Source organism: Pedobacter sp. TM02 (assembly GCF_059705275.1).
Genome location: NZ_AP046530.1, coordinates 586,297 through 599,690 on the forward strand (window position 1 = coordinate 586,297; position 13,394 = coordinate 599,690).

Below are 13,394 nucleotides of genomic sequence, written 5' to 3' on the forward strand. Positions count from 1 at the left end.
ATTTGTTTCAAATTTTTTGCAAAAATACACTTTCTTCGCTTAATATTAAAGGCCGAAAGAATAAAAGCTGTCAATTAAACCTAAAATCATTAGCTTTGCTGGCGAAAAAATTATGATATCCATTTCCGAATTAAAAACGTTGTTGGCTACGCCACAGAAGATTGTCATCACCACGCATCACAAACCCGATGGCGATGCAATGGGCTCGTCTTTGGGGCTGTATGCCTTTTTAATTCAGAAAGGCCATCATGTACAGGTGATTACGCCAACAGATTATCCTGATTTCCTGCACTGGATGCCGAACAATTCTAATGTCATTATCTATACCGAGGCAGTGGAAAAATCGATACAGCTGGTTAACGAGGCCGCCTTGATTTTTTGCCTGGACTTTAATACGCTGAGCAGGATCAACGAGCTGGGCGAACATATCCGTAAGGCGCCGGGGTTAAAGCTGATGATAGACCATCACTTAGATCCAGAAGATTTTGACGATTACCGCCACTGGAATATCAATGCCTGTGCCGCGGCCCAATTGGTTTACGATTTCATCAAGAACGAGCTAGGCGAAGGCGAACTGATCAATAAAGACGTGGCGGCTTGTTTATATACAGGCATCATGACGGATTCTGGTTCTTTCCGTTTTCCTTCGGCTACTTCAACGGTGTATCGCATTGCGGCCGACCTGATCGACCTTGGTGCCGAACATTGGCGCATTCACCAGCTGGTATACGATAATGCCTCAGAAAACCGTTTACGTTTTCTAGGCCATTGCCTGTCTAACAAATTGGAGATTTTAAGAGAGTTCAATACCGCCATCATTACAGTCAATGCCGAAGAGCTGAAAACCTATCAGATTGCTACTGGCGATACCGAGGGCATCGTAAATTATGCGCTTTCTATCAATGGTATTAAACTGGCGGCTTTTATTATTGAAAGAACTGATAAAGTTAAGCTATCTTTACGCTCGACCGGCGATTTTCCGGCGAACGAAATTTGTAAGAAATACTTTGATGGCGGTGGACACCGGAATGCGGCAGGTGGGGCATCAGAACTAAGTTTGCAGCAAACCGTTGAGAAGTTTAAATCCATCCTGCCAGAATATAAAACACAACTATTACAATAATTGAGGAACAAAAAAAAACAATAAATAAAAAATGAAAAAAAGTTTAGTAATTCTTTTAGCAGCTACCGTAGGCCTAGCCGCTTGTAACAGAGAGAAAAAAGGTCCGGGAGGTTTGCTATACACCATCCACCATTCTGATAGCAAAGACAAAATCAAAGAAGGCGATATCGTTAAAATGGATTTCGTTCAGAAAAACGATAAAGACTCAGTTTTCTTCAGCACTTATGAAAACGGAATTCCTCAGGTTTTCCCTGTAGGCAAGAAAAGTTATGCCGGCGATATGAACGATGTGCTTTATCTTTTTGGCGAAGGCGATAGCGCTACATTCAAATTGAATTTGGATACCATGGCTTTCTACCAAAAACAACCTAAGCCGGAACCGTTCAAAAACGATAAATACATGACTTTTACTGTTAAAATTCATAAAGTATTCAAGAAAAACGCAAACGAGCCTGATTCGGTATTCCATAAAAGAGCAAATGAGTATTTCCAAAAGGATTACCAAACCACTATGGACAACATGAAAAAAGCCGAGCCAGCAAAAATCAAAGCTTACATTGCTGATAAAGGCCTTAAGACCAAAACTACCCCTAGCGGCATCGAGTATGTTGTGGTAAAAGAGGGTAGCGCAGAAAAAGCAACAACCGGTGATACCTTGATGGTAAACTACACCGGCAACCTGATTAAAAAAGACGCCAAAGGCAAATACAAAATATTCGACACAAGCGATGAGAAAATAGCCAAAGAAGCCAAGCTTCAGGCATCTGGCAGAACTTATGGCCCTACCAAAATGGTTGTAGGCGGTTCTATTCCAGGCTTTAGCGAAGCTTTGACCCTGGTGGGCAAAGGCGGTAAGGTTACCGTTATCCTTCCTTCGAGATTGGCTTATGGCGAGCAACCTATCCCGCAAGCGGGTATCGGTGTAAACTCTCCATTGGCTTTCGATATCGAAATTGTAGATATTATTAAAGGAAAAGCACCTGTTGCGGCACCGCCAGTACCGGTAGCTTCTACACCAAAACAATAAGATTACCCAGGAAATTGAAAGCCCCATCTGATGCAGATGGGGCTTTTTTGTAAAATCAGTTTTTTGTGGTGACAGAAAGCTCAATAAATGCCCTTAACTTTGTATATGTTGTTAACCGATACCCATACCCATCTTTACTACGAAGCCGATCTGGCCAAAAGAACGCAGCTGATGCAACGCTGTTTAGATAACCAAGTGAAGCGCCTTTTTTTGCCGAACGTTGATGTAGCCTCTATTGCCATGATAGACGACCTGGTGCGGCAATATCCCGAAAACTGTTTTGCCATGGCCGGCTTGCATCCCTGCGATGTAAAAGAAGGCTATGAAAGCCAGCTGGAAACCATTTTTAAAAGTATAAACGGTCGACAGATTTATGCCATTGGCGAAATTGGCATTGATTTGTACTGGGACAAAACCACTTTGGCCCTACAACAAGATGCTTTTAGGCAGCAGATCAATTGGGCCAAAGAACTAGGCTTACCTATCGTGATCCATTGCAGAGAGGCTTTTGACGAAGTTTTTGAAGTGCTCGAAGACCTGAAAGACGAGAAGCTCCGTGGTATTTTCCACTGCTTTACGGGTAGTCTGGCACAGGCCGAGCAAGCCATTGCACTGGGTTTTTACCTGGGCATTGGCGGGGTAGTTACCTATAAAAAAGCGGGTTTGGATTTGGTATTGGCTCAAGTTCCGCTTCAACATGTGGTATTAGAGACCGACTCTCCCTATTTGGCCCCTGTTCCATTTAGAGGCAAGCCCAACGAAAGCAGCTACTTGGTGCATATTGCCCAAAAAGTGGCCGATATTTATGGTTTGAGTATAGGGGAAGTAGCCGAAGCAACCACGGCAAATTCGCGAGAAATTTTTGGAGTTTAGGCAGGATCTGCTGGGATTTTCCCTGGTTTTGTAAACAATTGCTTTTTGATAATTTCGCAAATAATCAATGTGATTTCGTTTGCATTTTTTGAAATTTTAAATAGAAGCTATTTTTTATTGTAAATTTGTTATTCTTTGTGGCAAAGAAAGGGTTTTGTTGCAAATCGTTAAAAAGGCTTTGGAAAATGAAATAACATTCCAAATTTGCACAAGTAAAATAGTTAATCTGGCCAATGACCAAAATTCTCATCATCTACACCGGCGGTACCATCGGTATGGTAAACGATGCCAAAACAGGTACGCTTATTCCTTTCGATTTTCAGCAAATTCAAGAGAATGTGCCCGAGTTGGCCCGCTTAAATTACCAGCTGTCGGTACACTCTTTCGATCCGATTTTGGATTCATCGAACATGAATCCGGAAATTTGGGCTTCCCTGGCCAAATTGATCCGCGACGAGTATGAGCGCTTCGATGGTTTTGTGATTTTGCATGGTTCAGACACCATGTCTTTTACCGCGTCGGCACTAAGCTTTATGTTGCAGCACTTGGCCAAGCCTGTTGTTTTAACGGGTTCGCAGTTGCCTATTGGCGAAATCAGGACAGATGCCAAAGAAAACCTGATTACGGCCTTAGAAATTGCAGCCACCAAAAAAGATGGCAAGCCCATGGTGCCAGAGGTTTGTATTTATTTTGATTATCAGTTGTTTAGGGGCAATCGTTCCATCAAATATAATTCGGAAAAATTTGAGGCCTTTTTGTCGCCCAATTATCCAATCTTGGCAGAAGCAGGAGTAAACCTGACTTTCTTTCCCAACTACATCCTGCCCGAACCTACTGAGCCTTTTCAGATCCATACAACCTTCAATGCCAATATCGGCGTATTGAAAATGTATCCGGGCATTACCGAAAGAGCGGTCAAAGCCATTACCGAATCGGCGGTTGACGCCATTGTGCTCGAAGCATTCGGTTCGGGTAATACCACTACCGCACCTTGGTTTATCGATTGCCTGCAACAAGCCATTGCCAATGATAAGATTATTGTAGACATCTCGCAATGCAAAGGCGGTTCGGTACAGTTGGGCTTGTACGAAACCAGTCGCAAGTTGCAACAAATGGGCATTGTAAGCGGTTACGATATGACTTTTGAAGCCACGGTAACCAAATTGATGTACCTGATGGGGCAGGGACTTGATAGGGCGGCCATCAAACAACTGCTGGAGATTTCTATTGCCGGCGAGTTGACGGTAGGCAATTAGCTTGCGGTGTCGCTATTCAAAATATAGCTGAGTGCGCCAGAAGGGCAGTTTTTTACCTGCGCAATGATTTCTTCGGTAGTGGCACCCAAAGGTTCTATCCAAGGTCTTATTGTTGGATTGAAGACCTGGGGCAAGCCCCTAAAACAAATGCCCGAATGTATGCACTTGGCAGGTTGCCAAATAATGGTTACTGCTCTGTTGGTATATTTTTTGGTAATGTCTCTCATGGTAGAGAATGATAATTAAATATAAGATTTTAATTTAAGCAATCAAAGAATTGAAAGTTACTGATAAAATCTATTGGGAAAATCGCTATGCCGAACACCAAACGGGTTGGGATTTGGGCCAGTGCTCACCACCTTTGCAAGCCTATATCGATCAGCTCGAAAACAAAGAACTGTCAATTTTAATACCCGGTTGTGGCCGGGCGTACGAAGCAGGTTATTTGTTGGCCAATGGCTTTACCCAGGTTACGCTCATTGATATTGCCGAAAACCTGGTTGCCCAGTTGCAACAACAATTTAAACATACGCCTGTCAAGATCCTGAAAGCCGATTTCTTTAGTTTGGAAGGCCAATTCGATTTGATTTTGGAGCAGACTTTTTTCTGTGCCATCCGTCCCGAACAGCGTAAAACTTATGTAAACAAAGTGGCCGAATTATTGAAACCTCATGGAAAATTGGTTGGTTTGCTGTTCGATAAGCAGTTCGAAACCGATGGGCCGCCTTTTGGAGGTTCGGTTGCCGAATATGAGGAATTGTTTAGGGAGCAATTTAGGCTTCGAAAACTGGAAAAGGCGTATAATTCTGTAAAGCCAAGGCAAAACGCCGAGGTTTTTATTAATTTTATAAAAAAATAGAGATGAAGATTGAGCAAATTTATACGGGATGTTTAGCCGAAGCGGCTTATTATATTGAAAGCAAAGGCGAAGCCGCCATCATTGACCCCCTGCGCGAGGTAGAGCCTTATCTTAAAAAGGCCGCTCAGCATGGCGCTACCATCAAATATATTTTTGAAACTCATTTTCATGCCGATTTTGTTTCTGGTCACGTCGATTTGGCCGAGAAGTCAGGGGCTCAGATCATTTACGGTCCAACAGCAAAAACCGAATTCGAATCGCACATCGCAACCGATGGCGAGCAGTTTAAAATTGGCGATTTGACCATTACCGCATTGCATACCCCAGGACATACGCCAGAATCGACCACTTACTTGCTTACCGATGCCAATGGCAAGGACTATTGCATTTTCACCGGCGATACATTGTTTATCGGTGATGTTGGTCGGCCAGATTTAGCCCAGAAAGGCACATTAACCATGGAAGATATGGCCGCTACGCTCTATGATTCCTTGCACGACAAGATCATGGTGCTGGCCGACGATGTAATCGTTTACCCGGCTCATGGCGCAGGTTCTGCCTGTGGCAAAAACATGAGCAAGGAAACTTTTGATACCCTTGGCCATCAAAAAGAAGTGAACTATGCTTTAAAAGCCGGTTCGAAAGCCCAATTTATCCAAGAAGTAACGGCAGGTATTTTGCCTCCGCCCCAATATTTTGCCAAAAACGCGGCCATGAACAAAGGCGGCTACGAAAGCATTGACGAAGTATTTGAAAAAGGACTGATTGCCTTGGCGCCAGCCGAGTTCGAAGAAATGGCCAACCAAACAGGAGCCCTGATTTTAGATACCAGAGATCCACAGGTTTTTGCACAAGACTTTATACCCAATTCGGTAAACATTGGCTTAAATGGCCAGTTTGCTCCATGGGTTGGCGCATTGATTACGGATTTGAAACAAGAACTGTTGCTGGTTACCGACGAGGGTAAGGCTGAAGAAGCAATTACCCGCTTGGCCAGGGTAGGCTATGACAATACGATTGGTTACTTAGAAGGAGGTATCGAAGCCTGGAAGGCCGCCGGCAAGGAAACCGACCAGATCCAATCGATCAGTGCGGCTGAATTTGAAAGCATCGTTAACGGCAACCCTCATGTAAATGCCCTTGACGTGCGCAAACCTGGCGAGTACGAAGCCGAACACTTGGAAGCCACGTTAACCCGTCCGCTGGATTACATCAACGACTGGACGGCAGAAATCAGTCCCAACGAAACTTATTACATCCATTGTGCTGGTGGTTATCGTTCGATGATTGCCGCATCTATTCTAAAGGCACGCGGGGTAGACAAAGTAATCGATGTGGCTGGAGGCTATGGCGCCATTAAAAACACCAGCCTTAAGCGTACGGATTTTGCCTGCCCAAGCAAGGCCATGAAAGCCTAGTAGAAAATAGTTAATTCGTGTAAGGATTATCGCAAAAGCTCACCCAGTTTCTGGATGAGTTCGGAGCCACGCAGGTTTTTGGCAATAATGGTACCTTGTTCATCGATCAGGAAATTGGTGGGAAAGGAAAAGATATTATAAATCATTATGGCAGCGTTATTTTTGCCATTACTTACATCGGTTACATTCTCCCAAGGCAATCCATCTGCTTTGATGGCTTGTAGCCATTCCTTTTTATCTGTTTCGGCGGCTACGCCCAATATGTTGAAACCCTTATCCTTAAAAAGCTGGTAGGCTTTTAGCAGATTTACGTTTTCATGTCTGCAGGGGCCACACCAAGAACCCCAAAAATCCAATAAAATATACTTGCCCTTGATGTTGGAGAGCTTTACCTTTTTATCGTTGACATTTGACAGCTCAAAATCTACATATTTATCGCCTACCTTAATCTCTTTGCTTAGTCCAATAAACTGCCTGATTTGTTGTCCGGGTTTGCTCTGTTTCACGGTTGGGCTAAAGCGCTGATAAAGTTCTTCGGCATTTTGCCTGCCCCAGTTGGTGCTGAAAATATTTAAAATAAAAGCCGATACCACAGAGTTGGGGTGCGATTTTACAAAGTTTTTTCCGGCTTCGGTTTCGGCAAGCTGAAGTTTCTCGTATTGGTCCCATTTTTCTTTATCCTTGATAGAATCCTGTTTGGTGTCGATTTTTTGCAGGCTGTCTTGCTGTGCACGGATTCTGTTCATGATAGAAGAGAATTCTTGAAATTCTTGGGATGCTACCGATCCTTTTATGGCCAAATTATTGAAGTCTCCCTTTTTAACGGTCACGCTTAGCGCTGCGGGTTCAAGCCAAATCATCGCCTGGTCCTTACTGTCGGCAGTACGAAGAACAGCCATATAGTGTTTTTCTTTTAAGGGGCCTGCAAAAGAAAATTGACCATTTTTGACGACTGCAGAGTCAATCCTTTCAGGTTTTTGATCAGTAAGGAAGATTTGTAGGAATAGTCGGCTTCCATCTGGAAGGCCAAAACTTGTGCCTTTTAGGTTAAAATTTTGCGCATCGCTGCTTAGGGCTGTTGTCAACAGCAGGAATAAAAGGCATGTTCTTTGAGCAAACTTCATAGGTTAGATAGGGTAGTTGAAGCGCAATATACAGAAATTTTAAAACAGCGATAAGTGTCAAAATTTTTAAGGCCGGCTAAGCAATTTTAAAATCTCCTTTTCAACTTGTTTTTCGTCCATGCCTTCGCTCACATAGGTGATTTTACCATTTTTATCGGTTAAAACAACTACCGGATAGGCATAAATGCCAAGCGAGTTGGCCAATTTTTCACCATCGTAAAGCATGGTATAAGCGGGTTGTTCCCTTTTGTAAAAGAAACCAACTTCTTCTTTTTTTTCGTAAGCATTAATGCTCAGGATTTCTACCCGTTTGCCATATTTCTTTTGCAGTTCCTTCATTTTGGGAAAGGCCAGCATGCAGTAGCCACAGTTTTTGATCCAGAACTCCAGCAGCACGGGTTTGCCTTTCAGCTTTGCCGATTGCAGGGTATGGGAGGCGTTGGGGCTATAAACCGGGAGCGACCAATTTAACAACGGACCGCCCGGTTTTACCAATGGGTTCCTGGTTTCTTTCTTTTGAGGCGCATAGCCGGTATAACTCGAAGAATACCATGAATTTTCTGATGGGATTTTAGGGTTGATCTTGATGTCGGTGAAAACGGTTTTGGTGTAATATTGATCTTTCGAAATGCTGTTGCCGTCAAAAATCATATAAGGCAGGAAAGTTTTTTTGTCGATAATCAGCTTGTAGTACTTGGTTACCTCGCTATCAAAGCTCGAAAAACCATTGGGGAATTCCATCGATTTTTTGTGGAGCTCGAATTTAACCAGGTCATAGCTTTTACCGTCTACTACGGTATCGGCCAATGATTTTGGAATACTGGTATCTTGCAACAATTGGGGCAAAACCAAACGAATGGCCGTGATAGAATTGTAAAGCAGGGATAAACCATTAAGCTGTTTAACGGTTTTTTTTTCTAAGTCAATGGTTTTGTTTTGCTGATCCAGGTAAAAATATTCTGTTCCGTTGTAAACCTGTAGTGCGCCTGGCGAACTAAGCTGGAAGCGGGCCGTTTTTCCATCTACGGCATTGTTGTACTCAAAATAGCTGTCGCCACTGTTCTTGGCAAAATAATCGTCCTTAAAATTGTTGATTTCGCGGTAGCTGTGATACGAAATGGATTTCAGGTTGTTCAAGGTTTCATGCGTTTGGCTCAGTACAGCCTCTGCTGTTTCGGGTTTTGGGGTTGAAACACCGTTGCTTAATGCCAAGGCAGTGATGATGAAAGGAATGGAAATTTGCATGTGTATTGGGTTTTGTTCGTCAAACTTAGACCGAAATGGGTTAAGAATTTTTGAATTTAGACCGGAACCCAAGATAATTCGACGAATATGTCGTTTTAGGCGTTAGTCTAAAAAAACGGGCAATTAGTCGAAAGGCTGCGCAGGCAAGTTGGGCACTAGAAAATATTATCTACCTTGGCCATATGTTTAAACTGAAGAGCAGAACCGATGTCAAATATTTTAAGATAGAGCTGTTCTTTTTCATTTTCATCTGCTATCTCGGTTCTATTATCAGTGATATCGAATATAGCTTCTACGAAGAAAACAACGTTTGGAAATTTACAGAGGCCCTCGAATACAGACTGGTTGTAGGCACATATTCTTTTGTATTTTATGGGATTTATTATTGGGTCTTTTTAAAGAGCTATGTCTTCAGAAAAAAAACGTTGCCAATCTTGCTGAGCATTGTTTGCTTTATTCTGCTGAGCCATCTTTATAACAAATACCTGATGAACTGGTCAATCGTGCGGCTGCCTTTTGTTTCCGAAAAACTGAAGCTGGATGCACTAAAGGAGCTCAATCGGCCAACTTTGTATTTCATCGTGAGCTATACGCTCAACCGCATCTTGTTTACCATTATTGGCTTTACTTTTCTGATCAGGTCTTTGCAACAAGACGAGCAACTCAAAGCGATGAAAGAACAACAATTGCTGTCTGAACTTACCTATTTAAAGGCCCAGCTGCAACCCCATTTCTTTTTCAATACGCTTAACAACATTTATGCGCTGGCTCTTAAGCAATCAAAAGATACTGCGCCATTAGTAGCCAAATTATCGGAAATGATGCGTTATATGTTGTATCAGGCTGATCAGGAGCAAGTGCTTTTAAAAGATGAAATCGCATTTGTCAAGAATTATGTGGAAGTGGAGCAAATCCGTTATCGCGATTCTATCGCTATCCAATTGGTTGTACAAGGCATCCGGTCCCACACCACAATTAGCCCTTTGTTGCTGTTGCCTTTTGTAGAAAACGCCTTTAAACATGGGGTTGCGGAAGAACGGGGCGAAGGGTTTGTACATCTTGTAATTTGCCAAACCGAAGCCGAGCTGTTAATGGAAATCAGCAACAGTATAGCCACGGGCCATATAAAAACTGGAGGAATAGGACTGGCCAACGTACAAAAAAGATTGGAGCTGCTTTACCCTCATGGCTATACGTTGGAACAACAGGCCGACGAAAAAACTTATCAGGTACGCTTAACTTTGCAAATGAAATGATCAATTGCCTCATTGTAGACGACGAACCTTTGGCCCAAGATATTTTGGCTACCTATGTGCAAGATACGAGCTCGCTGTGCCTCGTGAAAACCTGCAATACGGCATTAGAAGCTTTTGAGGTTTTGCATCAGGAAAAAATAGACTTGTTGTTTTTAGACATCAAAATGCCTGGCCTCAGCGGAATAGACCTAGTCAAATCGCTTAAAAACCCGCCAGCGGTTATATTTACAACGGCCTATTCGGAATATGCGGCGGCCAGCTACGATTTGGAAGCGGTAGATTATCTGCTAAAACCCATTACCCAAGCGCGTTTTGACAAGGCGCTGGCCAAATTCTTGAAGCTGCAGCCTGTGGCAGAAGCCACCCCTAATTTTACTTATTTCAAGGTATCTGGCAAATTGGTGAAGGTATTGCACGACGATATTTTATATGCCCAGTCTATAAAGGATTATATTTTGTTGCACACCTTGCTTGGCAACCACATTGTGCACATGACCATGAAATACCTTGGCGAGTTGTTGCCCGAAAAGGAATTTGTAAGGGTACATCGTTCTTATTTGGTGAACAGAAATGCCGTACAGGTTATCGGTAAAGCCCATTTGCGCATCAACGAGAAAGAAATCCCTATCGGGGAGAGTTATAAAAGAGCGCTGGTTCAATAGTTCGCAAGCCCATTGGCATATTGATCTCTGGATTGAGCTTGGGCTTTCATCTGAACGAATTATTTTTGCTCTCTTTCAAAATAACTGCCAGTGTATCGGTAGGTAATAAATTTTGGCGTTACTTCACCGTTTGCTTTAACCAGCGGGATCTTGATTTCTTTTTTCGCCTCATCAAAATAGATCAGCTTTACAGGTCTTTCCTTCCGATCCGCCACAGAGAAGAAATCGAACTCGAAACCCAATGAATTGTGAAGGCCACTTTTGGTTTTAATGAGGTCGACATCTGTTATTTGCCGGTTTTCGATTTTGAATAAACTGACGTTTTGGTAAGCCAGCTTCGTTGATAAAATAGCGTGGAGATAGCCGAGATAAATAGGTCCAGCGTTTGTTTTCATCGTAAATATTTCGGAAAAGAAGCCCTTGGCATCATCCGAAGAACCCATTGCTTTAGCTGATACGGTATTGCCAGTTTGATATTGGTAAACGTTTTCAAAAAAATGCATGGTTCCACCGGTATAGGTATCCCATGAGTAAATTCTAAATTTTTTATCGGCCGATGTAGCGATGGTCAAGCCTTCTTTTTGTAGTGCTTTAAAGTCATAACGCAGCGTTAAGGGCTGATTTTTGGTGTATTTAAGTAGTTTTTTCTTTAATAAACTGTTTTCTTTGTTTAGCGAATCTCCAACACTTAGTTTATCTCGATATCCGATCTCCGACCAGTAATGGATTCTCTTTAAGTTTTTTAACAGGTCTTTTTCAATCATGGATAAGCTTTGACCGTACGCTGTTGCCGATATGGCAATTAAAATGATTGTAAACAATTTTTTCATTGGTTTGGCGGATTGTTAAGGCGTTAACAATAAATTAGATACTTCCTGAGCAATTTTCGTCCGATTCTCGAATCACAATGTCTGCAAACGGCCAACTGATTAAGGTATGCGCACCTGTTTGGCTTTTTGCTGCAGCTGTACAATTACTTTGTCGATGTTGTTCTGCATGGTTTCGGCGGTTTTGAGGTAATGGAGGTATTTGAGAATATCCTTTTTTCTGGTGGCGCTAAGCTGGTCGAATTCTTTTTCGAGTTGGTTTGTTTTGAGCGAAGCAGCCAGCATCTCTGGCATGTCGTACATTTTTTCTACTAGTTCGTCGTTTTGCTCGATGGCAAAAACAGCGGTCTCGCCTACAGCTGTTTGACCGCCTTTCATCATGATCAGGTTTACAAATAATCGGTGGGGCGAGTTTTTTACCGGCACCAAGGTCTGCTTAAAATCGAAGCCATTAATTTGCCCTTTGATGCGGATATAGCCCTTCTCTTTGGTAAGTTTTTGCGTAATCTCTAAAGGTGCATCAACTGCCCAATTGATGCCTGTTTTGTAAATCACAGCTTTGAAATGATGTTTCATCTGAATAATGTTAAACTTTCCGATCTTCAATCCATCTCAACCCTCAACCCTCTACCGCTCAAGCCTCGCTTTAATAAACCCATCCATGGCTTTTTCAACTCCCGGTATGTCTTTAGAGGTAATCGAAGAGCCGATTACGTGATTGCCGGCATTAGGAATGGCTATTTGCTCTTTTTGCTTGGCTGGTGTGCCCAATTCGTTAAACATTTTGAGCATAGCATCTACGCGCACCACCGGGTCTTGTTCCGTTTCGTTTTTATAGTAGTACAGCAGCAATACCGGCTGTTTTACCTTGGCAAATAATTCGGGCACCATGGCGGTTTCGAGCATTTCCTGAAGTGCTACAGTAGACTCTAAACGGTAATGCGTGTACCAGTATTTCCGGTAATCAAGCTCTTTGTCGTCCACTTTTCGTTCGTCGCCACCAATTACCTGCCGGGCAATTTGCAAGCCCCAAGGATTGTTCAGCATCCATGCCTTGGAGTCGTTAATGGCAATATTGGGCGATAGCAGTACCAGGCTGTTTACTTCCGGATAAGTAGCCGCCAGTTGCAAAGCCAAGCTTCCGCCAGTAGAAGTACCCATCAAGATTACTTTTTTGCCCAGTTTTTTGCCAATGGCATAAGCCAGTTTACCGCTTTCCCAAAGTTTGTCGGCAGTAAAGTATTGCATGGGCGCTAGGGTGTCGAGCCCATGATCGGCCAAACGCGAAAGGTAAAGATTGGCGTGCAGGGCCTTGGCTAAATAATAATAAGCGGGATCTCCTTCTTTTTTAGAGGCCGAAAAACCATGAAGGTAAACTACGGCGTATTCGGTTTGCTGATGAGTGCTGTCGGCCCAAACAATTTCGGCTTCGTTACCCGGTTTTATCTGGTATTTGGCTTCTTGCTGCGCTATAAAATCGGGTAATTGGTCGAGTGTCGGCACAGCAGGCAAGTGTTCGCTGTAGACTGGTTTTTTAGGGTGCGGACCAAGCAAATAAACAATGGTAAGTACTACAACCAACACGAGGAGTATGCCGAGAAATATTTTCATGACTTTGGGTTATTTGTTTTAATGGACGATTACTGGATCAGGAACCATGTTTTTCACAATTGTATACAACGTTTTGCACGAATAGTCTGATTAAAAATACGCTTTTAATGGAA

The 13,394-nt window shown here is 42.9% G+C and carries 14 protein-coding genes; 8 read left to right on the forward strand and 6 right to left on the reverse strand.

The window, feature by feature from the left end:
• Positions 1-112: 112 nt before the first annotated feature.
• The 4 genes from AC6H1S_RS02585 to AC6H1S_RS02600 all read left to right on the forward strand — a co-directional run bounded on the left by AC6H1S_RS02585 (position 113) and on the right by AC6H1S_RS02600 (position 4,279).
• Positions 113-1,123, forward strand: coding sequence for a DHH family phosphoesterase (locus AC6H1S_RS02585; protein ID WP_199136721.1), 1,011 nt, complete (start codon positions 113-115; stop codon positions 1,121-1,123).
• Positions 1,124-1,154: 31 nt separating this feature from the next.
• Positions 1,155-2,150, forward strand: coding sequence for an FKBP-type peptidyl-prolyl cis-trans isomerase (locus AC6H1S_RS02590; protein ID WP_199136723.1), 996 nt, complete (start codon positions 1,155-1,157; stop codon positions 2,148-2,150).
• Positions 2,151-2,255: 105 nt separating this feature from the next.
• The gene (locus tag AC6H1S_RS02595; RefSeq protein WP_199136725.1) at positions 2,256-3,023 is read left to right on the forward strand and encodes a TatD family hydrolase; all 768 of its coding nucleotides are present in this window, start codon (positions 2,256-2,258) and stop codon (positions 3,021-3,023) included.
• Positions 3,024-3,256: 233 nt separating this feature from the next.
• Entirely contained in the window at positions 3,257-4,279 is a 1,023-nt protein-coding gene (locus AC6H1S_RS02600; protein WP_199136727.1) for an asparaginase, read from the forward strand.
• On the opposite strand, the gene AC6H1S_RS02605 is transcribed toward AC6H1S_RS02600, so the two are convergent.
• Complete coding sequence (locus AC6H1S_RS02605; protein ID WP_497565014.1) at positions 4,276-4,506, reverse strand: (4Fe-4S)-binding protein; 231 nt, start codon at positions 4,504-4,506, stop codon at positions 4,276-4,278. The two genes, AC6H1S_RS02600 and AC6H1S_RS02605, sit on opposite strands and share 4 nt — an antisense overlap.
• Before the next feature lie 50 nt (positions 4,507-4,556).
• On the opposite strand from AC6H1S_RS02605, the gene AC6H1S_RS02610 reads away from it, so the two are divergent.
• Both AC6H1S_RS02610 and AC6H1S_RS02615 read left to right on the forward strand, forming a co-directional pair.
• Positions 4,557-5,138: a methyltransferase domain-containing protein gene (locus tag AC6H1S_RS02610; protein WP_497565015.1), complete on the forward strand. Its 582-nt coding sequence runs from the start codon at positions 4,557-4,559 to the stop codon at positions 5,136-5,138.
• 2 nt (positions 5,139-5,140) lie between these two features.
• Positions 5,141-6,556, forward strand: a complete 1,416-nt coding sequence (locus AC6H1S_RS02615; protein ID WP_199136731.1) for an MBL fold metallo-hydrolase — start codon at positions 5,141-5,143, stop codon at positions 6,554-6,556.
• Between the two features lie 26 nt (positions 6,557-6,582).
• On the opposite strand, the gene AC6H1S_RS02620 is transcribed toward AC6H1S_RS02615, so the two are convergent.
• On the reverse strand, positions 6,583-7,680 hold the full coding sequence (locus AC6H1S_RS02620) for a redoxin domain-containing protein (RefSeq protein WP_497565016.1): 1,098 nt from the start codon (positions 7,678-7,680) through the stop codon (positions 6,583-6,585).
• A 66-nt stretch (positions 7,681-7,746) separates the two neighbouring features.
• Positions 7,747-8,925, reverse strand: a complete 1,179-nt coding sequence (locus tag AC6H1S_RS02625; protein WP_497565017.1) for a redoxin family protein — start codon at positions 8,923-8,925, stop codon at positions 7,747-7,749.
• A gap of 182 nt (positions 8,926-9,107) precedes the next feature.
• Between AC6H1S_RS02625 and AC6H1S_RS02630 the strand changes: the two genes are divergently transcribed.
• Both AC6H1S_RS02630 and AC6H1S_RS02635 read left to right on the forward strand, forming a co-directional pair.
• Positions 9,108-10,181: a sensor histidine kinase gene (locus tag AC6H1S_RS02630; RefSeq protein ID WP_497565018.1), complete on the forward strand. Its 1,074-nt coding sequence runs from the start codon at positions 9,108-9,110 to the stop codon at positions 10,179-10,181.
• Positions 10,178-10,843 (forward strand): LytR/AlgR family response regulator transcription factor, encoded by a 666-nt coding sequence (locus AC6H1S_RS02635; RefSeq protein ID WP_199136739.1) that lies wholly within the window; start codon positions 10,178-10,180, stop codon positions 10,841-10,843. The genes AC6H1S_RS02630 and AC6H1S_RS02635 overlap by 4 nt, the downstream gene beginning before the upstream one ends.
• A gap of 59 nt (positions 10,844-10,902) precedes the next feature.
• Here AC6H1S_RS02635 and AC6H1S_RS02640 read toward each other — a convergent pair whose 3' ends face one another.
• The 3 genes from AC6H1S_RS02640 to AC6H1S_RS02650 all read right to left on the reverse strand — a co-directional run bounded on the left by AC6H1S_RS02640 (position 10,903) and on the right by AC6H1S_RS02650 (position 13,281).
• Complete coding sequence (locus tag AC6H1S_RS02640; protein ID WP_497565019.1) at positions 10,903-11,673, reverse strand: hypothetical protein; 771 nt, start codon at positions 11,671-11,673, stop codon at positions 10,903-10,905.
• Between the two features lie 99 nt (positions 11,674-11,772).
• Positions 11,773-12,246 (reverse strand): YdeI/OmpD-associated family protein, encoded by a 474-nt coding sequence (locus AC6H1S_RS02645; protein ID WP_497565020.1) that lies wholly within the window; start codon positions 12,244-12,246, stop codon positions 11,773-11,775.
• Between the two features lie 51 nt (positions 12,247-12,297).
• On the reverse strand, positions 12,298-13,281 hold the full coding sequence (locus tag AC6H1S_RS02650; protein WP_199136745.1) for an alpha/beta hydrolase: 984 nt from the start codon (positions 13,279-13,281) through the stop codon (positions 12,298-12,300).
• Positions 13,282-13,394: the final 113 nt, after the last annotated feature.